The organism is Streptomyces koelreuteriae (genome assembly GCF_018604545.1).
GTDB classification, from domain to species: Bacteria; Actinomycetota; Actinomycetes; order Streptomycetales; family Streptomycetaceae; genus Streptomyces; species Streptomyces koelreuteriae.
The window spans coordinates 8,328,204-8,347,132 of sequence record NZ_CP075896.1 but is presented as its reverse complement, the minus strand read 5'-3'; the positions used below and the strand labels follow the sequence as shown (position 1 = coordinate 8,347,132).

Here is an 18,929-nt window from a genome sequence, read left to right as displayed (position 1 = left end):
GTCAAAGGTGTCAGGGGTGTCGGAGGTGCCGGGGGCTCACACGTGGGCCGACTCGCCCAGCGTCGCCGTGAGTCGGTCCAGCAGGGACCGCAGCAGTTCGTCGTCACCGTCGCCGAGCGTGGGCCGGCCGGCGCGGACCGCCTCGTCGACGCGCTGCCAGTACTCTCGGCCGCGCGGAGTGAGATGGGCGAGGACGCGGCGGCGGTCGAACGGGTCGACCCGGCGGTGCACCAGGTTCTGGTCGACGAGCTGGTCGACGAGCTTGGTCAGCGTCGGGGGCGGCAGGAAGGCGGCCTCCGCGATCGCCGTCATGTGGTGCCCCTCGCCGTCGGACAGCAGGGCCAGCACCCGCCACGCGTCGAGCGAGCAGCCCTCCTCCTCCAGAACGGCCTGCAACCGCCGCGCCGCGAGCCGCTCGGCCCGCGTCAGCGACTGCACGAGGTCGTCGGACCGACGCGGGGGTGGGGTGGGCATGCCGCTCCTAGCTAGAGGTGCGTCCATGGTAAGAGACGCACTGGAGTTCGTACGGTGGAGCCGGAATCATGACGCCATGTTCCGGCACGACCTCCCCGCGCCCGAGTGGTTCACGGCCGACGACTCCGTGCTCGGCGTGGCCCTCGTGTTCCCCCTGCGGGGGCCGGCCGGGATCTTCGGGCCGACGTGCGAGCTGTGCGCGCGGCTGGCGGCCGAGGAGGTCAACCGGGACGGCGGCGTCCTCGGCAGGGAGCTGCGCCTGGTGCCCGTCGACGGCTCGGGCCCGCCGCACGAGGTCGCCGGGCAGGTGGAGGCCCTGGTGGACCTGGGCGTCGTGCAGGGCGTCACGGGCTGGCACATCTCCTCGGTGCGCCGGGCGCTGGCGCCGAGGATCGCGCACCGCGTCCCGTACGTGTACACGGCGCTGTACGAGGGCGGGGAGGACACGGCGGGCGTGTTCCTGACGAGCGAGACCCCGCGCGATCAACTGCGGCCCGCGATGGACCTGCTGGCGCGCGAGCGCGGGGTGCGGCGGTGGTTCGTCGTCGGGAACGACTATGTGTGGCCGCGGCGCACGGCGCGTGCGGCCCGGGGGTACGCCCGCGCGTCCGGCGGGTGTGTCGCCGGTGAGGCCTATCTCCCGCTCGGCACCGACGACTTCGTGCCGGTGCTGCGCCGCGTCGAGCAAGCGGACGCCGACGGGGTGCTGATGCTGCTCGTCGGCAGCGACGCGGTGCGCTTCAACCGGGCGTTCGCGGCGCACGGCCTGCACGCGCGCTGTCTGCGGCTGAGCACGCTGATGGACGAGAACATGCTGATGGCGAGCGGCCCGGCGGCCACCGAGGACCTCTACAGCACGGCCGGCTTCTTCGCCTCCCTGGCCAACGGGGACACCCTCGACTTCCACGGGCGGTACGCCACCCGCTACGGCGTCGAGGCACCCGCCCTCGGCAGCCTCGGCGAGTCCTGCTACGAGGGCGTGCTGCTGCTGGCCGCGCTGCTGCGGCGGGCCGGGACGCTGGACGTCTCCGCGATCGGCGCGGCGGCGGGCGCGGTGTCGTACGAGGGCCCGCGCGGGCTGCTGCGTCTGCGGGACAGTCATGTGCGCCAGCGCATCTATCTGGCCCGTGCCGAAGGCCTCGACTTCGATGTGCTCACCGAGCTCGACGTACGTCTTTGAAACGACACACCCCCGCATCGGCACCCCACGCCGTGCGACCGGGAGAATTTCTCCCATGACCACCACACCTCACCCCCTTGTCTCCCGCGCGCGGCGGCTGGCGCACGATCTCCTCGTCCCGGACGCCGAGCGCGTCGACCAGGAGGGTGTGCCGGCGAGTCACATCGAGGCGGTGAAGCGGTCGGGGCTGCTCGGGGTGGGCGCGCCGAAGGAGTACGGCGGGGCGGGCGCGTCCGTCGGCGTGGCGCGGGAGACCGCGGAGATCCTGGCCGGGGCGTGCTGCTCCACATGGTTCGTGCAGACACAGCACCACACTCCGGTGAAGCTGCTCGCCACCTATGACTCGCCCGTCCGTGAGAAGCTTCTGCGTCCGCTGGCGACCGGCGAGCTGATGGCCGGTATCGCGTTCGCCCATGTCCGTGCCTTTCCCCGGGTCCCCGTGCGGGCGGTGCCGGAGCGGGGCGGCTGGCGCTTCGGGGGAACGGTGCCCTGGTTCACCGGCTGGGGCCTGAACGACGTGATGCTGCTGGCCGGTGTGACGGAGACGGCCGAGGTGGTGTTCGTCCTCGCCGAGGCCCGTGAGCAGCCGGGGCTGTCCCCGTCGGCGCCGATGCGGCTCGCGGCGCTGACCGCCGCCCGTACGGTCTCCCTGGAACTGGACGGCCTGTGGGTGCCGGACGACGCGGTCGTGCTGCGTGTGCCGCAGAAGGAGTTCGCCCTGGTCGACCTGCCGAGGGCCGCCAACGCCAGTCCGGCCGTCTTCGGGGTGGCGGACGCGGCGCTGGACCTGGTGGCGGACACCCCGGACGGCCAGGACCCGGCCCGCTCGCTGCGGGCCCGGCTCGACGACGTCCGGCGGGAGGCCTACGCGCTGGCCGATCACCCGGTCCCCCACGAGTGCGTCCCGGAACGCCTGGCCGTGAAGACACGCGCCTACGACCTCATGCGCGCGGCCACGACCGCGGCGGTCGTGACCGGCGGCGGCCGGTCCATGGCCCTGGACAGCCGGGCGCAGCGGCTGGCCCGCGAGGGGATGTTCCTGCTGGTCCAGGGCCAGACGGCCGAGGCACGCCGCACGCACCTCGGCGCGCTGGCCTCCGGCTAGCCGAGCGGCGTCAGGGACGGTTCGGCGTCCCGGGACGGGACCTTGCCGCAGAACTCCGCTTCGATCACGCCGACGTAGAGCGACGGGTCCGGCAGCCAGTCGCCGTTGATGTTGAACGTCAGCTGGTGCTCACCGTCCTGGGTGCCCACCATCGCGGACAGGGAGCCGTTCGTACGGCCGGTCTTGCCCACCACCTTCACGCCGCAGGACAGTTCCGCGAACTCGACGCCGAGCCCGAACCCGAGCCCCTGACCCGACGGGACCTCGTCGAGCATCTCCTTCAGCTGGGCCGGTGGCAGCACCTTGCCCTTGATCAGGGCCCGTTGGAATCGGTTGAGGTCGCCGCTGGTGGAGATGACGTCGCCGGCCGCGCCCAGCCAGGTCATGTTCTGTTCGGTGGCGTCATGGATCGCGGCGTCCGGGGCCTCCTCGTGGAGCCGGGAGTAGGCGACGGGGTGCGGTTTCGGCATCTTCGGCGAGGCTCCGGGGAAGGACGTCCCGCGCAGCTTCAGCGGCCGGATGACGCGGCGGGTGATCTCCTTCGCGTACGAGCGGCCCGTCGCCTTCTCGATGACCATCCCGGCGATGACGAAGTTGGTGTTGGAGTACACCGGCGCCTTCTCCGGCTTTGGCAGGGGCGGGTACTTCAGCGCGATCGCCACGAGTTCTTCGGGCGTGTGGGTGTCGTAGCGGTGCTCCGGGAAGCCGGGGCCGGCGGCGCCGTGGAGGAACGCGGGGTCGTCGGTGTAGTTGGCGATGCCGCTGGTGTGGTTGAGGAGCCGGCGCAACGTGATCTGGTTTCCGTCGTAGCCGTTGCCCCGCACCAGGCCGGGCAGCCAGGACTCGACGGTGTCGTCCAGGCTGAGTCTGCCTTCGGCCTCCAGTTGGAGCAGGACGGTCGCCACGAACGTCTTGGTGATGCTGGCGCCGCGGAAGTGGTCGGAGGGCGAACGCTTGCGGCCGGTGCCGGTGTCCGCGTGGCCGTACGCGGCCGACCAACTCTCCTCGCCGTCACGGACCTTGGCCGCCACGCCGGGGAGTCCGCCCTTCTCGACGAGATCCCGCAGGGCTGTTCGGGTCGCCTCGTGGCTGTGCCCGGACTGTGCCGCGTGTGCGGACGGGGCGAGTGCCGCCGTGCCGGTGGACAACGCCACGGCCAGGGCTAATGAGACGGTGCGTGCGGTCCGCTGCTTCATGCGTGTGTGCCTCCTGGTCACCGAGGGGCAGGGCCTGCCCCTCGGTGCGGAGGACGCCGAAGTCGGCCTCCAGGGTTGATCTTTGGAAGGCCGGAGGGGTCAGCCCGCCACGGCCAGCAGCGGGGTGCGGCCGAGCGCCGCGGAGAACTGGTCCACCACCTGGGCCAGTGCCTCGGCGGCGGCCGGCGCGACGGTCAGGGAGCCGTCGTCCCGCACGGTGAGGTCCTTGTCGAGGGTGAACCAGCCCTGCACGGTGTGGGCCGCCCCCATGGAGGTGAGCACCGGGCGCAGGGCGTAGTCGATGGCCAGGACATGGGCGATGCTGCCACCGGTGGCGAGCGGCAGCACGGTCTTGCCGGTGAGGGCGTACTGCGGGAGCAGGTCCAGCAGGGCCTTGAGGACACCGGAGTAGGAGGCCTTGTAGACGGGGGTGCCGATGACGACGCCGTCGGCACGCGCGAACAGTTCGGTGGCCTCGACGATGGCGGGGTGGCGGAAGTCCGCGCCGAGCAGGGCCTCGGCCGGGATGGTGCGGACGTCGAGCGGGATGACGTCATGGCCCTGCGCGGCCAGCCGCTCGTCCAGTTGGCGCAGCAGTCGGCTGGTGCGGGAGGAGGCGGAGGGGCTGCCGGAGACGGACAGGACGGTGGCCATGGGTTCTCTTTCCGGGAGAAGGCGCGACTGCGCGCGGCAGAGCCGCATTCGGGGACGCCGTATTCAGCCGCGATCTGCCGGGTGTGCCTCGTTCAACGGGCGTGACAGAGCGACGAATTCAGGCGTACGGGAAAGCTGCGAGCGGGAACGCTCAGGCTGCTGCGCGACAGGAGGCGCTGGAGACGCGTGCCAGGTCGACGTGGCGTCGCCGCGTGAGGTCCAGTCGCATGGTCATGCCATGGATCGTCGCAAGGGGGGACGAGGACCGTCAAGGAACGCGCGGCTCGTCTCGTATCCCGGACCCCGGATTCCGGATTCCGGCCGGATTCAGTCCTCGTCGTCCGACGGAACCACCACGAGGAAGGCGTCCGCCTCCAGGTCCATCACGACGGTGGCGGGCTCGCCCTCGGCGCGGCGGCGTGCCGCGTACTCCTCCGCCGGCCACGATCCGCGCGGGGCTCCCGCCGGGAACCGCTCCAACACCTTCGCGCTGATCGCCGTAGACATGTCCACTGCCCTCCGCTGTCCCGCGCCGCCCGCCGGGCGGCCTCGATCGGTCACTGCCGTATCCCTCCTGTTGCCCGCGATCCGCCCGGACATGTACCGCCCGGTAGGAGTCCGCATCCCTGCACAACCCCTACACATAAAGGAAAAATAAGAGCAGACTGTGCTTACGCGGCGCTTACCGCATACCCCACCAGACGCGGTCGCCCTGTAAGACGAAGGAGACGAGTCATGGCCAACGTCTCGCCCACCAGAGGTGACATCACCAGCCACCCTGATGCCTCCGAGATGCGGGATCGGTACGCCCGCATGCTCGGTGGTCGCGATGTGGCGCTCGTGGACGGACCGGTGTTCCTGCTGGGTCTGTACTGCGCGGCCTCCCCGTGGATAGTCCACTACACGACCAGCCAGCCGTCGCTCGTGACGCACAACCTGATCATGGGTATCGCGATCGGCATGCTGGCACTCGGGTTCACTCGTGCTCCGGAGCGTATGTACGGGCTGAGCTGGGCCATGTGCGCCCTCGGGGTGTGGATGATCGTCTCGCCGTGGATCGTCGGCGAGAGTCCGGACGCCGGGGTCGTGTGGAACAACATCATCATCGGTGCACTGGCCGTGCTGCTGGGTCTGGTGTGCGCCGGCACGGCGGCGAAGGCCTCCCCGAAGCCGTAGCCCCCGCCGGAAGCGAAACGAAGGCCGGTCCGCGCTCCCGGACCGGCCCTTCCGTGTCCGCGTCCGCGCGGTGCGCGGCCCCGGGGCCCGGCACCCGGAGTGTCCCGGCCGCCAGGGGGCACAAGCACTGCAGCGGGGATCCCAAGGAGAAGGGGCGGAGATGGAAGTCGACGGCATCATCAGTGCCATCGTGATCGGCATCGTCATCGGCGTCCTGGGCCGGCTCGTGGTCCCGGGCCGCCAGCGCATCGGAATCCTGTGGACGATCGTCGTCGGCATCATCGCCGCGCTGATCGGCTCCGCACTCGCCGGCGCGTTCGGCGTGGCCGACACCAAGGGTGTCGACTGGGTCGAATGGCTCATCCAGATCGGTCTCGCCGCGCTCGGCGTCGCCGCGCTGGACCGCTCGAAGGCAGGCCGCTGACGGCGTAGTGAGCGACGACGGCGTATCGACAGCACGTGCGCGACATCAGGAAGCATCTGGCACCCGGTGTGCCGGCCCGACGGCCCGGCACACCGGGTGCGCCTGTGGGTGCCCCCGGCATCAGCGGCCTGACCGCCGCATCGCGGCGAGTCCCTCGCCGCTGGAGGGGTGGCGCGGAGTCCAGCCCAGTTCGCGTTCCGCCTTGGCGCAGGACACCCGCAGCCGCGACGCCATCACGGTGTGCGCGTACGACATGGGTCTCATCAGCCACAGCGGCACGGTCATCGGCTTCGGCAGCCCGAACGTCCCGGCCACGTCCTCGATGTGGGCGCGGAAGCCGAGCGGGGTCAGGTCGGCGATGTTGTACGCCTGTCCCGGCCTGCCGCGTTCCACGGCGGCGGCCACCGCGCGGGCCGCGTCGGTGAGTTCCACCCACGGCAGCACCCGGTCGCGGTCGCGGGGCAGGGGCAACTGCCGCCTGCGCAGCAGCGGCAGCAGGGCGTCGGTGCCGCCGGGGCCGTAGAACAGGCCGAAGCGGAGCGCGATGCCCTCCAGCGCCTCCGACTCGAAGGTGAGCCGCTCCTTGGTCCGCATGCCGGCGATGTGCCGCTCCAGCGGCGGTGTCCTGCCGAGCGGGCCGAAGGGGTCGTCCTCGGTGAGGGGGCGGTCGCCGTGATACCCGTAGCCGTAGCCGAAGACCATGGACTCCGCGACGAAGCGGCGGGCCCCGGTGGCGTGGGCGGCCTCGACGAGGTGGGCCGTGCCCCGGTTGCGCAGCGCGTCGGTGGCGTCCATGTCGCGGTCGCGCATCGGGGGTTTGCGCAGGGCGGTCGCGGCGTGGATCACGGTGTCGAAGTGGTGTCCGTCGACGGCGCGCAGCAGCGCCTCGCGGTCCATGAGGTCGGCGCGGATGCCGTTGTCCCGGCTCCGGCCGAGTCCGGTGACCTTGTGGCCCGCCTCGGTGAGCGCGTGGGCGATGTGCCGGCCGAGGACACCGCTCGCGCCGGCGAGGAGGATGCTCTGGTTCTTCCGGTTCGTCGTCATGTCCGTGCGACGGATCGGAGGGGCGTGGATGTGACATCCGCCGGGATATCCGGGGCGGCCGGCGTCGATGCCGCCGTACAGTCCTGTTGATCACTTCGTCTCGAGGAAGGGCCCGGCACCATGGTCGTGAAGGACTCGGAACTGCCTCACCTGCGCCGCTGCGTGGAGCTCGCGGCCGAGGCGCTGGACGCCGGGGACGAACCGTTCGGTTCGGTTCTGGTCGGGAAGGACGGCACGGTCCTCGCCGAGGACCACAACCGCGTGGCCTCGGGCGACCGCACCCGGCACCCCGAGTTCGAACTGGCGCGCTGGTCGGCGGCTCACCTCACGCCCGAGGAGCGGGCGGCGGCCACGGTCTACACCTCCGGCGAGCACTGCCCGATGTGCGCGGCCGCGCACGCCTGGGTCGGCTTGGGACGCATCGCCTACGTCGCCTCGTCCGAGCAACTCGTATCCTGGCTGGGCGAGTTGGGCGTCCCCGCGCCGCCGGTGCGGACACTCCCCGTCCACGAGGTCGCCCCCGATGTGATCGTGGACGGTCCGGTGCCGGAACTGACGGATCGGATCCGGGAGCTGCACATGCGGTTCCATCGCGGGCGCGGCTGAACCGCCCCGGGATTCCCCGGCCCCCCTTGCAAGGGCGCGGCCCGCCCGAGATGCAGGGCCGGATGGGCGAATCTACGATCGAATTCAACTGGACCAGGCGTCACGCCACGGTCTCCCCAACGGGGGGAGGCGCATGTCTACGCTGCCTGCACGGCCCTTGACGACCGCCTACATCGCCCTCGTCGCGGTGGCCACCCTCGTCTACCTGACCGTCCCGGCGGCGCGTCCCGCCCTGTGGGCCGCCATCGGGCTCGCGGGCGTAACCGCCGTCCTGACCGGCACACGCCTGCACCGCCCCGCCCATCGGTGGCCCTGGTGGGCCCTGGCCGGCGGGCTGCTCACCTTCATCGCGGGCGACACCTACTACAACGTGATGGAGGAGTACTTCGACGCCTCCAACCCCTTCCCGTCCCCCGCCGACGCCTGCTACCTCGCCACCTATCCGCTCTTCGCGATCGGGCTGTCGGGCCTGGTGCGCCACCGGTGGGCCGACCGCGACCTGCCCAGCCTGCTCGACGCCCTGATCATCACCGCGGGCCTCGCCCTCCCCGTGTGGGTGTACCTGGTGCAGCCGCTGACGGTGGTGGAGGGTCTGACATGGCAGCAGCGCGCCATCAGCATCGCCTATCCCCTGGGTGACGTCCTCGTGCTGGCCCTCCTCGCCCGGCTGCTGACCCCGAGTCGGGTCACCGGTCCCCACCGTGCCGTGACGCTGCTGGTCGCCGGCACCGTGACGCTGCTCGGCTTCGACATCGCGTACGGGATCCTGCAACTCAACGACCTGTGGCGGACGGGCACCCTGCTGGACACCGGCTGGATCGTCTTCTACACCGCGTGGGGCCTCGCCGCGCTGCACCCGTCCATGGTCGAGCTGACCGCCGCCGTACCGCAGCGGGAGTCCCTGCTGCCGCCGCCGCGTCGGCTGGTCGTCCTCACCGTGGCCACGCTGATCGCACCGGGGATCCTCCTGTACGAGGGGCTGCGCAACGAGACGCGGGACGCCGCCGTGATCGCGGTCTTCTCGGGAGTGTTGTTCCTGCTGGTCATCCTGCGGCTGACGGGGATGGTCGTGGCGCATCGCCGTGCGGTGACACGAGAGCTCGCGCTCCGCGGGGCCGCCGCCTCGCTGGTCTCGGCCTTCCGGCAGGAGGAGGTCGACCGGTCCTGCCGTACGGCGGTCGACCGGCTGCTGGGCCCGGACGTACCGCACCGGACCGTGCTGCTGCCGGCGGAGGGCGACCCGGACCTCGGGGCGCACGGCACCCGACTGGTGACCACGGCCGCCCTCGAACCCGGCATCGCCGCCGGGCTGGACGGCCTGCCCTCGGTCCTGGTGTGCCCCATGACCCAGCCGGACCGGCCGGCCGGAGCGGTCCCGGGCGTCCTGCTCGTCGCCGCACCGGAGCGGCAGCTCACCGAGACCTCGGGCTCCCTGGAGATCCTGGCGTCCCACGCGGGCCTGGCCATGGAGCGGGTCTCACTGCGCCAGGAGGTCGTGGCGCGGGAGAACGAGGCATACTTCCGCACCCTCGTGCGCAACACCTCCGACGTCATCCTCATCCTCGAGGCCGACGACACGATCCGGTACGCCAGCCCGTCCGCGCTGTCCGTGCTCGGCACCGGCGACCTCGTCGGCGTACCGCTGCCGGAGCTGGTGGCCCCCGTGGACCGGAAGCGGGCCGCGCGGGAGCTGGCCGCCGTACGGGAGAGCGGGCCGCGGGCGGGACACGGCCACTGGTGGGTCGGGCGCCGGGACGGGCGCGTCGAGGTGGAGGTGCGCTGCAGCGACTTCCGGCACGAGCGGACCGTGTCCGGGCTGGTGGTGACCCTGCGGGACGTGACCGAGCAGCGGCGACTGGAGAAGGAACTGACGCGGCGCGCCTTCCACGACGCGCTGACCGGTCTGCCCAACCGGACGCTGCTGCTGGAGCGGACCGAACGCGCCCTGCTGCGGGGTCGCCGCGAGTCGTCGCTGACGTGTCTGCTCTTCATCGACCTCGACGACTTCAAGCAGGTCAACGACACGAAGGGGCACCGGGCGGGCGACCTCCTGCTGGTCGCCGTCGGCAACCGGCTGTCCGGGACGCTGCGGCGCACCGACACCGCGGCCCGGCTCGGCGGTGACGAGTTCGCCGTCCTGATGGAGGACGCCAGACGGCCGATCGACGCCGAGCTGCTGGCGGCCCAGGTGATCCGGACGCTCGGCCGGCCGTTCGACCTGGCGGGCACGTCGGTGACGGTGTCCGCGAGTGTGGGGGTGGCCACCGCGCGCGACAGCACGGACGCGGAGGAACTGCTGGGCCACGCCGATCTCGCGCTGTACGCGGCGAAGGCGGCGGGCAAACGGCAGTGGCGCCGCTTCCGCCCACTGCTTCCCCGCCGCACGGCCGGGCGGAACGGCGCCCTGTCCCGGCCGGACCGGGCGCTCGCCGACCCGGCGCGCGCGCTGCGCTACCAGCCCGTCGTGGACATCACGGCCGGTGAGGTCGTCGGGTTCGAGGCCCTGGTCCGGCACACCGCCCCATCCGGCTCCTGGGTGCTGCAGAACGCGGTCAGCGACATCGCCGGGCTGCAACGCCTGCCGGGCCCCGGCCGCCCGCCGTACGTCAGCGTGAACGTCTCCGCACGGCAGTTCCGCGACGCCGGGTTCGTCGAGCAGGTCGGCCGGGTGCTGCGCACGCCCGGGCTGGAGCCCGGGTCACTCCAGCTGGAGCTGACGCAGACGGCGCTGCTCCACCATGACGACCGTCTCCGCCCGGTTCTGCACACGCTCAAGGACCTCGGGGTGCGCATCGCGGTCGACGACTTCGGCCCCGGCTTCTCCTCGCTGCCCCGCCTCCGGGACCTCCCCGTCGACGTGCTGAAGATCGACAAGTCGGTCATCGACGGCATCGCCCGCGACAGCCGGCAGGTCGCCCTGGTCGAGGGCATCGTGCGGACCGCCGACACCCTGGGCCTGCGGGTCGTCGCGGACGGCATCGAGAACGCCGCGCAGCGGGATCTGCTGGCCGGGATGGGGTGCCGCTTCGGGCAGGGTCGGCTGTTCGCCCGGCCCTTGACGGTGGAGCAGAGCGCGCGTGTGCTGCGGCGGCCGGGCGGCGGCATGCCCTTCGCGCCGCCCCGGACACACCGGCCTCGGACGGACTCCGCCCGGGGCCGCCGGGAGGCACGCCGGGCGGACCTGGAGCGGCTGCGGCGCACCAGCCCCATGAGCGACGCGGTGCTCGACGAGGTGCGCGGCCGGCACATCCGCAGCGGCGACCACTGGCTGATCGACTTCGCCTCGTGCAACTACCTCGGCTTCGACCGGGATCCGGACGTCCTGGACGCCGTCGACCCCGCGGTACGGGCCTGGGGCACGCACCCCGGCTGGTCACGGCTGCTGGGCAGCCCGCGGCTGTACCCCGACATCGAGGAGCGGCTCGCCGCGCTGCTGGGCGCCCCGGACGCGCTGCTGCTGCCGACGCTGACGCTCATCCACTCCTCGGTGATCCCGGCGCTGGCGGAGGACGGGCACGTCTTCGTCGAGGCCACCGCCCACCGCACGATCCACGACGGCGCTGTGGTGGCCCGCGCCCAGGGAGCCACCCTGCACCGCTTCCACGCCGGGCGGCTCGACGACCTGCGCGCTCTGCTCGCCGGGGTGCCGCCGGGGACGCCCCGGCTGGTGTGCCTGGACGGCGTCGACAGCATGAGCGGCAACATCCCCGACCTGCCCGGCCTCGCGGCGCTGTGCCGCGCCGAGGGAGCAACGCTGTACGTCGACGACGCGCACGGCTTCGGGGTGATCGGAGAGCGCGGGCCGGGCGAGTCGTGCCCGTACGGCATGCGCGGCAACTGCGTGGTCCGGCACACCGGGGAGTCCTACGACGGGATCGTGCTGGCCGGCGGCTTCTCCAAGGCGTACTCGTCCCTGCTCGCGTTCCTCGCGCTGCCCTCGGAGCTGAAGAACCGGCTGAAGACCACGGCGGCTCCCTATCTGTACTCGGGTCCGTCGCCGACGGCGTCCCTGGCCACCGCGCTGGCCGGGCTGGACGTCAACGAGCGCCGGGGCGACGTCATCCGTGCCGAGCTGTACCGCAAGACGGGCCGGGTGCTCGATCACCTGGACGCCCTGGGCGTGCGCACCCTGAACCGGGACCGGCTGCCCATCGTGGAGGTGCCCCTGGCAAACCCCGCGGACCTGGACGCGGTGGCGGCGTTCCTCTGGCAGGAGGGCGTCTACGTGACGCTCGCCGCCCACCCCCTCGTCCCCCGTGACCGGGTGGGCTTCCGCGTCCAGCTCACCGCGCTGAACTCCGACGCCGACATCGATCACCTCAACGGGACCCTGACCCGGCTGTCCGAGCGATTCCCGCTGCGGCTGAAGGGCTGAACGGCCATGACGACGCACAACGACGACGTGGACTGGGACCGCTGGCCGGTCGCGGACTACCTCGCGGAGAACTACCGCGAGGTGCATCCCTCGGACGCGGCGATCATCGCGCACCACAGCGCCTTCTACCGGCGCTTTCCGCCCGGCGGCATCACCCGCTCGGTGGAGTTCGGGGCGGGCCCCAACCTCTATCCCCTGATCCTGGCGTCCGCCGCGTGCCGCAGGATCGACGCCGTGGAGGCGGGGGCGAGCAGTGTCGCCTATCTCCAGGAGCAGATCTGTCACCGCCTCGACGCGAGCTGGATTCCCTTCCACGCGCTGTGCCGGGAGCTCAACCCCGAGGTGCCGGCGACCCTGGCCGGGGCGCTGGCGCCGGTGAACGTCGTCCACGCCGACGTCCGGTCCCTGCCGCCCGGCTTCTACGAACTCGCCTCCATGCACTTCGTCGCCGAGGGCGCCACGGAGGACTTCGCCGAGTTCGCCGACTTCTGCCGCACCTTCGTCCGCACGGTCACACCGGGCGGCCACCTGGTCGCCGCCTTCATGGAGAACCTGCCGACCTACCGCATCGGCCCGGCGTCCCACTGGCCGGGCTGTCCGGTGAACCCGACGACGGTCACCGAGGTCTTCACGCCCCTGACCCGCGACCTGGACGTCACCCACATCGACCCCGACCACACCCTGCCGAACTACGGCGACTCGGGGATGGTGCTGCTCACGGGGGTGGCGGAGCCGGTCTGACGACCAGCGGTCGCCGAGGGCGCTCCTACGACGCTGCCGCGGCCGGGGCCACCCGCCGGTCCGCGGCCCCGGCAGGTCCGGCGGGCTCAGGGCAGCGCCCTACCAGGCCCGGGAGCACGGTGGGCGCGGCGCTGCCGCTGCGGAGACACAGCGCGCCACAGCTTCCGGGCCCGGGAGCAGTGTCGCGTGCCGTCACCCACGCGGCGCGGCTCCGAAGCCCTCGGGCCCCGGAGCCGCGTCGCATGCCGCCGTCCGCGGAAGCGCGAGGGCCGGCGGCTTCCCGCCCGGGAGCCCTCGCGTCGGCCACCACCCGGCAGTGCCGCCCGGGTGCCCGGCTCCCGGGCCTGAGGGGTTCGGTGTCGCCTGCCACCGACCGGCGGGGCCGCGAGGGTCGGCGGCTTCCCGCCCGGGAGCCCTCGCGTCGGCCACCACCCGGCAGTGCCGCCCGGGTGCCCGGCTCCCGGGCCTGAGGGGTTCGGTGTCGCCTGCCACCGACCGGCTGGGGCCGCGAGGGCGCCGCCGTCACCGGGCCCGGGAGGGGTATCGCGTGCGGGCTACGCCGGCCTCAGCGCCGCTGCGAAGCCTCCGCCGCCGGGCGGAACCTCCGGCGCAGCACCACTCCCCCGAGCACCAGCGCCGCGCTCGCCGCGACGGCCGGCAGGGTGTGGTCCGAGCCCGTGTGGGCGAGGGCGCCCGTGGCCCGCGGCGCGGAGTCCGGAGCGGGGGCGGGGTCGGGGGCCGGGTGGGCCCGGGGCGGGACGGACGGCTTCGGGGCCGTCGGCTTCGGCGGCTGGTGGGGGCGGACCGGCCGGTCGCCGGGGGTGTTCGAGGACTCGTTGCCGGCCGCCGCGTTGCCGATGCCGACCACGTTCACGCTGTTGCCGGTCACATTGACCGGGACATCGACCGGGAGCTGTACGCCGTTGCCGGAGACCACACCCGGTGAATCCTTTCCGCTGCCCTCGGCGACCGCACCGCCGGGCTTGCCCGGCCGGCCCGCCCGCCCGTCGCCCTTGTTCGCGCAACTGTTGCCCGCGGCGGGGTTCAGGAGCCCCACCACGTTCACCGTGTTCCCGCACACGTTCACCGGGACATGCACCGGTAGCTGAACGGTGTTGCCGGAGACCACCCCTGGCGAACCTGCCGCCGATCCGTCCGCCGCGGAATCCGCGTACGCGGGGACGGCCAGGGCCATCGCGCCCGAGGCGGCGGCGACGGCGATCACACCGTTTCGGGTAACCCTTCTCATAGGTTCCCTGCCTTCCAGACATCGTCGCGGGCACTCACCCGCACGGGATAGAACGCGGGGCGCACGATCCGAGTTATGGCTTATCGGCCTTTCACTCCATCGAGCGGCCCGGTTGTCGAACTAGCGGTAAAGCCCTTCGTATGTGCCACGCGGCAGCGCGCCCCGAGCCGCTTCGAGCGGGCCCCACCTGCCCGGAGGCGCCGCTTCCGGGGCCCGCTTATGGTGGGCGAGGGCGCCGTCCCGGTCCGCTGTGGGGCGCCCCTGGAGGCATCGATGCTGGCCAAGCTGTCCACGCACCTCTCGATCCGGCGCTGCGCCGTCACCGGCGTGGCCGGGCTGGCCCTGCTGGGCGCGGGCCTGCCGGCCGCGGCCGACGACGCCCCTCCCGGGCTGGCGCGCTTCTACGACCAGAAGGTCACGTGGTCGGCCTGCGAGGGCATGGACATGCCCAAGGACCTGCAGTGCGGCAAGGTCACCGTCCCCCTCGACTACGCCAAGCCCGACAAGGGGACTCTCGACCTCGCCCTGGCCCGCTACCGGGCCACCGGCAAGTCCCGGGGCTCGGTGCTGCTGAACTTCGGCGGCCCGGGCGTCCCGGGCGTGACCCAACTCGCCCTCGGCGGGAAACACTTCATGGGCCTGACGAACGGCCACGACGTCGTCGGCTTCGACCCTCGCGGCGTCGGCCGCTCGGCACCGGTGAGCTGCGGAAACGCCACCACCGACGCGCTGGAGGCGACCGACGGCAACGCCGAGGTCGCCGATCCGCGGGCCGTGCTCGAGAAGCTGCGCGCCGCGGCGGCCGAGTGCGCCGAGCACTCGGGCCCCGTCCTGCGCCACATGGGCACGGTGAACGCCGCCCGCGACATGGACGTCATGCGCGACGCGCTCGGCGACGACAAGCTCAACTACCTGGGTTTCTCCTACGGAAGCCGGCTCGGGGCGGTGTACGCGGCCCGGTTCCCCGAGAAGGTCGGCAGGGTGGCGCTGGACGGTGTGGACACGCTGACCGAGCCGCTGTCCGAGCAGGGTGTGGTGATCGCCCGGGGCCAGCAGACCGCGCTGGAGAACTTCCTGACCTGGTGCACGGAGGACATCGCCTGCCCGTTCGGGCAGGATCCGCGCACGGCCAGGGAGAACGTGGTGAAGGTGGTCGAGTCGCTGGACGAGGACCCGGTGCCGACGGACTTCGGCGAGGCGTTCTCCGGCCAGGACTTCGCGGGCGCGCTCGGGCAGGGCCTCTACAGCAGAGAGCTGTGGCCCTCGCTGCAGCGGGCGGTCGCCCAGCTGCTCGAAGAGGGCGACACGCGCGGCCTGGAGGCCTTCGCGTCCGGAGGTGTCACGCTCCCGCCGCTGCGGGGCGAGCACCGCGGACTCGTCGACCCGGAGGACGTGCCCCTGGACAACCTGCCGGCGGCGCTGATGGCGGTCAATTGCGCGGACGATCCCGACCGCCCCGCCGCCGCGCAGGTCACCGAGGACCTCGGCCGGCTGCGCGCCCGGTACGAGCAGGCGTCACCGGTCTTCGGCCGCTACCGGCTCACCCAGGTGCTGCTGTGCTACGGCCGCCCCAAGGGCACCGATTTCATCCGCGACGAGGTCAAGGACGTCGACTCGGCACGGATGCTGCTCATCGGCACCCGGGGCGACCCGGCCACGCCGTACCGCTGGACGGTGGAGACGGCCGAGCGGCTCGGCTCCTCGGCCGTGGTGCTCGACAACCGGGGCGAGGGCCACACCGGCTACGGCTCCTCCAAGTGCGTGCACGGCAAGGTCGACGCCTTCCTGCTGTACGGCACCCTCCCGCCGGACGGCAGCTCCTGCGGCTCCGACCACGACACGGAGTGAGCCGCCGCTCCCTCACTCGAACCGGTGAACCGATTGCCCCAAATGCCCCCATCGCGAATCGGCTCTATCGTTCTGTCATGGAGCACGTTCTGAGTCCCGCGACCCTTGCCGAGCTGCGGCGCCCGCGCCCCTACCCCGCGGTCTCCGTGCTGACGCCGACACATCGGCGCGAACCCCACAACGCCCAGGACCAGGTCCGACTGCGCAATGTCGTGGCCGAGGCCAAGAGGCAACTGGAGGTCGATCCCGCCGTCACCCGGGAACGCCGGGCGGAGGTCGCCCGGCACCTCGACCGGGCCCTGTCCGAGGTCGACCTCGCGCACGCCGAGGACGGCCTGGTGATCTTCGCGGCCCCCGGTGAGCACCAGGTGTGGTCGCTGGCCCGGTCGGTGCCCGAACGCGTGGTGCTCTCGGACACCTTCCTGACCCGGAACCTGGTCTCCGCCCAGACGGCCGGGCGGCCGTTCTGGGTGCTGTCGCTCGCCGCGGACCGCGCCACGCTGTGGAAGGGCGGCGCCGACCGGGTCGTCGAGGCGCGCGTCGGCGGTTTCCCGCTGACCAGGCGCGTGGAGAACTTCGACCCGGAGCGGCTGCAGCGGATCGGCGACACACCGAGCGCCTTCCGGGAGGAACGCACCCGCCAGTTCCTGCGCGAGGCCGACATCGCGATGACGGCCGTCCTGCGCGACCATCCGCGACGGCTGTATGTCACCGGCGAGCCGGCCGCCCTCTCGCTGATCGACGAGGCCGGCACCACCGCCAGGGGCGCGGTGCACGTCCCGCACGGCGGCCTCGCCCATGGGACCCCCGACGCGGTGTGGCAGGCCATGCGGCCGGTCTTCGAGGCGGAGGCCCGCAGCAGCACGGACGCCGTGAGCCGCGCCCTGGAAACGGCCCGCGGGCGGCGGGAGTTCGCCGCCGGCGTCGACGAGCTGTGGCAGAGCGCCCGGGACGGCCGCGTCCGGCTGCTGGCCGTCGAGGAGAACTACCGCGTGACCGTTCGGGACGCCGGGGACCATCTGATCCTCACCGAGAGCGGCGACCTCGACTCCCGCGAGGACATCGTGGACGAGATCGTCGAGCAGTGTCTGGAGACGGGCGCCGACGTCCGCTTCGTGCCGGACGGCGCGCTCGGTGAGGCGGACGGCATCGCGGGGGTGCTGCGGTACTGAAGGCCTCGAACGCGGGGCCGTCGAACACGCATGGGAACGGGGTGGGGCGCTACTCACGGGTCGTCAAGTACCCTGTTCAGCCTGCGACTTGGGTATCCGGGCGACACGACTCGCGCCTACCTCGGAGTAACTCCGTGAGACTGTGGCATATGCCAGAAGCACCACCGTATCGTGTGTTGCCAAACCCCTTACAGGGCGTCGCGGGCTGTGCGACAGTCGTAACGGTCCCTCCGTCCGCCTTGGTCGTACCGTCCCCCGCATCGGAGTGCGTCATGCCGTCCCACCTCTCCGCGGACCGCCCAGCCGCCCAGCCGCCCGGACGCGGCTCGGTCGAGGCGCTCATATCGCAGACGCGGCGGCTCAAGGGCGACATGGACGCGGTGCGGCGCGACGCCGAGGGGGACGACGGACCGGACCACCCCCGCGGTCGGTGGCAGCGCGCCCTGTGCGACCTGGCCCTGCACCAGCTCAACGACCTCGACGAGCACCTGGCCCAGCTCCGGGACGGCCCGCCGCCCGCGGCGGCCCCCCTGGAACCCGCCGCGTCCCCGCGGGGCTCACTGCTCAGCCGGGTCGGCAGCGCCGAGTGGAACCTGCTGACGGACGAGGCCAGTTGGTCCGGGGAGCTCTACCAGATCCTGGGCCGCGACCCCGAGGCCCCGCCGCTCACCCTCGACGAGATGCCGTCCCTGGTCCTCGACGAGGACCGGCCGAAGCTGACGGCGATGGTCACGAACTGCCTCGTCGACGCCCGGCCCATCGACGGCGAGTTCCGCATCGCGCGCCGGGACGGCGACGTCCGGACCGTGCACATGATGGGCGAACCGGTGCTCGACACTGACGGCAGCACCGCCTCGATGTGGGCCGTGCTGCGGGACGTCAGCGAACTGCGCCGCAGCCAGCGGGTGGTCAGCGAGACCCGTGACTCGCTCCACCACCAAGGGCCTGCCGCGCGGAGCGAACACCGGCTCGCGGTCGAGCTGCAGGAGGCCATGCTCCCGCCGTGGCGCGGCTCCCTGCGGCTCCCGCACCGGGTCCCCGGGGCCCTCGACCTCGCGGCCCACCACCTTCCGGCGTCCACGAACACGCCGATCGGCGGCGACTGGTACGACGCGCTCGAACTGACCGACGGCGAAACCCTCCTCAGCGTCGGCGACCTCACCGGACACGGAGTCGGTGTCACCTCGAACATGACCATGCTGCTCGGCGCCGTACGCGGCATGGCGATGGCCGGCGCCCCACCGGGACAGCTCATGGCCTGGCTGAACCAGTTACTCGACGCCACCGTGCAACCCGCCCTCGGCAGCGCCGTCTGCTGCCGCTACCGGCCCGGGACCCGCACCCTGGTGTGGGCGCAGGCCGGACACCCCGCCCCGCTGCTGTTCCGCGACGGGACGGGGCGCGTGCTGGACACACCGGACGGCGTCCTGCTCGGCGCCACCTCGGGCGCCGTCTACGGACAGGCCGAAGAGACCCTCGAGGTGGGCGACCTGCTGCTCCTGCACACCGACGGACTGGTCCCCGGGCACACCGGAGCGGCGGCGGTGAACCTCCTCCTCGACCTGGCCCCGCGCATGGCGGGGAACCGCACCGCGGAGGACTGCATACGGACGGTCCTCCAGGAGTTCGGCGAGAGCGCACGCGAGGACAACGCCTGTGTGCTCGTCGCCAAGGTCACGTCATAG

Annotated in this window: 17 protein-coding genes; 10 read left to right on the top strand and 7 right to left on the bottom strand. The window is 72.5% G+C overall.

Going from position 1 to position 18,929, the window contains the following annotated elements:
• Nucleotides 1–36: 36 nt before the first annotated feature.
• A complete protein-coding gene (locus KJK29_RS37515; protein WP_215123882.1) occupies nucleotides 37–474 on the bottom strand; it encodes a MarR family winged helix-turn-helix transcriptional regulator in 438 nt (145 codons plus the stop codon).
• Nucleotides 475–550: 76 nt separating this feature from the next.
• Here KJK29_RS37515 and KJK29_RS37510 point away from each other — a divergent pair, with 76 nt between their 5' ends.
• On the top strand, nucleotides 551–1,654 hold the full coding sequence (locus KJK29_RS37510) for a substrate-binding domain-containing protein (protein ID WP_215124599.1): 1,104 nt from the start codon (nucleotides 551–553) through the stop codon (nucleotides 1,652–1,654).
• A gap of 55 nt (nucleotides 1,655–1,709) precedes the next feature.
• Nucleotides 1,710–2,759 (top strand): acyl-CoA dehydrogenase family protein, encoded by a 1,050-nt coding sequence (locus tag KJK29_RS37505; RefSeq protein WP_215123880.1) that lies wholly within the window; start codon nucleotides 1,710–1,712, stop codon nucleotides 2,757–2,759.
• On the opposite strand, the gene KJK29_RS37500 is transcribed toward KJK29_RS37505, so the two are convergent.
• The 4 genes from KJK29_RS37500 to KJK29_RS37490 all read right to left on the bottom strand — a co-directional run bounded on the left by KJK29_RS37500 (nucleotide 2,756) and on the right by KJK29_RS37490 (nucleotide 5,116).
• On the bottom strand, nucleotides 2,756–3,955 hold the full coding sequence (locus KJK29_RS37500; RefSeq protein WP_215123879.1) for a serine hydrolase domain-containing protein: 1,200 nt from the start codon (nucleotides 3,953–3,955) through the stop codon (nucleotides 2,756–2,758). The two genes, KJK29_RS37505 and KJK29_RS37500, sit on opposite strands and share 4 nt — an antisense overlap.
• A 99-nt stretch (nucleotides 3,956–4,054) precedes the next feature.
• On the bottom strand, nucleotides 4,055–4,609 hold the full coding sequence (gene ssuE / locus KJK29_RS37495) for an NADPH-dependent FMN reductase (RefSeq protein ID WP_215123877.1): 555 nt from the start codon (nucleotides 4,607–4,609) through the stop codon (nucleotides 4,055–4,057).
• Nucleotides 4,610–4,760: 151 nt separating this feature from the next.
• Nucleotides 4,761–4,838, bottom strand: coding sequence for a putative leader peptide (locus tag KJK29_RS39495; RefSeq protein WP_351405193.1), 78 nt, complete (start codon nucleotides 4,836–4,838; stop codon nucleotides 4,761–4,763).
• A gap of 98 nt (nucleotides 4,839–4,936) precedes the next feature.
• The gene (locus tag KJK29_RS37490) at nucleotides 4,937–5,116 is read right to left on the bottom strand and encodes a hypothetical protein (RefSeq protein ID WP_215123876.1); all 180 of its coding nucleotides are present in this window, start codon (nucleotides 5,114–5,116) and stop codon (nucleotides 4,937–4,939) included.
• Between the two features lie 228 nt (nucleotides 5,117–5,344).
• Between KJK29_RS37490 and KJK29_RS37485 the strand changes: the two genes are divergently transcribed.
• Complete coding sequence (locus tag KJK29_RS37485) at nucleotides 5,345–5,785, top strand: SPW repeat protein (protein ID WP_215123874.1); 441 nt, start codon at nucleotides 5,345–5,347, stop codon at nucleotides 5,783–5,785.
• A 160-nt stretch (nucleotides 5,786–5,945) separates the two neighbouring features.
• Nucleotides 5,946–6,209: a GlsB/YeaQ/YmgE family stress response membrane protein gene (locus KJK29_RS37480; RefSeq protein WP_184595905.1), complete on the top strand. Its 264-nt coding sequence runs from the start codon at nucleotides 5,946–5,948 to the stop codon at nucleotides 6,207–6,209.
• Nucleotides 6,210–6,329: 120 nt separating this feature from the next.
• Here KJK29_RS37480 and KJK29_RS37475 read toward each other — a convergent pair whose 3' ends face one another.
• Nucleotides 6,330–7,253, bottom strand: coding sequence for an NAD-dependent epimerase/dehydratase family protein (locus KJK29_RS37475; RefSeq protein ID WP_215123873.1), 924 nt, complete (start codon nucleotides 7,251–7,253; stop codon nucleotides 6,330–6,332).
• A gap of 120 nt (nucleotides 7,254–7,373) precedes the next feature.
• Here KJK29_RS37475 and KJK29_RS37470 point away from each other — a divergent pair, with 120 nt between their 5' ends.
• The 3 genes from KJK29_RS37470 (at nucleotide 7,374) to KJK29_RS37460 (ending at nucleotide 12,975) form a co-directional block, all read left to right on the top strand.
• A complete protein-coding gene (locus KJK29_RS37470; protein ID WP_215123871.1) occupies nucleotides 7,374–7,859 on the top strand; it encodes a nucleoside deaminase in 486 nt (161 codons plus the stop codon).
• Between the two features lie 133 nt (nucleotides 7,860–7,992).
• Nucleotides 7,993–12,234: an aminotransferase class I/II-fold pyridoxal phosphate-dependent enzyme gene (locus KJK29_RS37465; RefSeq protein ID WP_215123870.1), complete on the top strand. Its 4,242-nt coding sequence runs from the start codon at nucleotides 7,993–7,995 to the stop codon at nucleotides 12,232–12,234.
• Between the two features lie 6 nt (nucleotides 12,235–12,240).
• Nucleotides 12,241–12,975 (top strand): class I SAM-dependent methyltransferase, encoded by a 735-nt coding sequence (locus KJK29_RS37460; RefSeq protein ID WP_215123869.1) that lies wholly within the window; start codon nucleotides 12,241–12,243, stop codon nucleotides 12,973–12,975.
• 565 nt (nucleotides 12,976–13,540) lie between these two features.
• On the opposite strand, the gene KJK29_RS37455 is transcribed toward KJK29_RS37460, so the two are convergent.
• Nucleotides 13,541–14,224 carry a chaplin gene (locus KJK29_RS37455; protein ID WP_215123868.1) on the bottom strand — a complete coding sequence of 228 codons (684 nt, stop codon included), beginning with the start codon at nucleotides 14,222–14,224 and terminating at the stop codon, nucleotides 13,541–13,543.
• Nucleotides 14,225–14,497: 273 nt separating this feature from the next.
• On the opposite strand from KJK29_RS37455, the gene KJK29_RS37450 reads away from it, so the two are divergent.
• The 3 genes from KJK29_RS37450 (at nucleotide 14,498) to KJK29_RS37440 (ending at nucleotide 18,929) form a co-directional block, all read left to right on the top strand.
• Nucleotides 14,498–16,072 carry an alpha/beta hydrolase gene (locus tag KJK29_RS37450; RefSeq protein ID WP_215123867.1) on the top strand — a complete coding sequence of 525 codons (1,575 nt, stop codon included), beginning with the start codon at nucleotides 14,498–14,500 and terminating at the stop codon, nucleotides 16,070–16,072.
• 77 nt (nucleotides 16,073–16,149) lie between these two features.
• The gene (locus tag KJK29_RS37445) at nucleotides 16,150–17,244 is read left to right on the top strand and encodes a baeRF3 domain-containing protein (RefSeq protein ID WP_215123865.1); all 1,095 of its coding nucleotides are present in this window, start codon (nucleotides 16,150–16,152) and stop codon (nucleotides 17,242–17,244) included.
• Nucleotides 17,245–17,516: 272 nt separating this feature from the next.
• Nucleotides 17,517–18,929 carry a PP2C family protein-serine/threonine phosphatase gene (locus tag KJK29_RS37440; RefSeq protein ID WP_215123864.1) on the top strand — a complete coding sequence of 471 codons (1,413 nt, stop codon included), beginning with the start codon at nucleotides 17,517–17,519 and terminating at the stop codon, nucleotides 18,927–18,929.

Coding starts and splice junctions, on each gene's coding strand:
- KJK29_RS37475 (WP_215123873.1), bottom strand. CDS start 7,253: ATGACGACGAACCGGAAGAACCAGAGCATCCTCCTCGCCGGCGCGAGC.
- KJK29_RS37465 (WP_215123870.1), top strand. CDS start 7,993: ATGTCTACGCTGCCTGCACGGCCCTTGACGACCGCCTACATCGCCCTC.
- KJK29_RS37490 (WP_215123876.1), bottom strand. CDS start 5,116: ATGTCTACGGCGATCAGCGCGAAGGTGTTGGAGCGGTTCCCGGCGGGA.
- KJK29_RS37455 (WP_215123868.1), bottom strand. CDS start 14,224: ATGAGAAGGGTTACCCGAAACGGTGTGATCGCCGTCGCCGCCGCCTCG.
- KJK29_RS37480 (WP_184595905.1), top strand. CDS start 5,946: ATGGAAGTCGACGGCATCATCAGTGCCATCGTGATCGGCATCGTCATC.
- KJK29_RS37440 (WP_215123864.1), top strand. CDS start 17,517: ATGCCGTCCCACCTCTCCGCGGACCGCCCAGCCGCCCAGCCGCCCGGA.
- KJK29_RS37510 (WP_215124599.1), top strand. CDS start 551: ATGTTCCGGCACGACCTCCCCGCGCCCGAGTGGTTCACGGCCGACGAC.
- KJK29_RS37485 (WP_215123874.1), top strand. CDS start 5,345: ATGGCCAACGTCTCGCCCACCAGAGGTGACATCACCAGCCACCCTGAT.
- KJK29_RS39495 (WP_351405193.1), bottom strand. CDS start 4,838: ATGCGACTGGACCTCACGCGGCGACGCCACGTCGACCTGGCACGCGTC.
- KJK29_RS37450 (WP_215123867.1), top strand. CDS start 14,498: ATGCTGGCCAAGCTGTCCACGCACCTCTCGATCCGGCGCTGCGCCGTC.
- KJK29_RS37500 (WP_215123879.1), bottom strand. CDS start 3,955: ATGAAGCAGCGGACCGCACGCACCGTCTCATTAGCCCTGGCCGTGGCG.
- KJK29_RS37470 (WP_215123871.1), top strand. CDS start 7,374: ATGGTCGTGAAGGACTCGGAACTGCCTCACCTGCGCCGCTGCGTGGAG.
- KJK29_RS37505 (WP_215123880.1), top strand. CDS start 1,710: ATGACCACCACACCTCACCCCCTTGTCTCCCGCGCGCGGCGGCTGGCG.
- KJK29_RS37445 (WP_215123865.1), top strand. CDS start 16,150: ATGGAGCACGTTCTGAGTCCCGCGACCCTTGCCGAGCTGCGGCGCCCG.
- ssuE (WP_215123877.1), bottom strand. CDS start 4,609: ATGGCCACCGTCCTGTCCGTCTCCGGCAGCCCCTCCGCCTCCTCCCGC.
- KJK29_RS37460 (WP_215123869.1), top strand. CDS start 12,241: ATGACGACGCACAACGACGACGTGGACTGGGACCGCTGGCCGGTCGCG.
- KJK29_RS37515 (WP_215123882.1), bottom strand. CDS start 474: ATGCCCACCCCACCCCCGCGTCGGTCCGACGACCTCGTGCAGTCGCTG.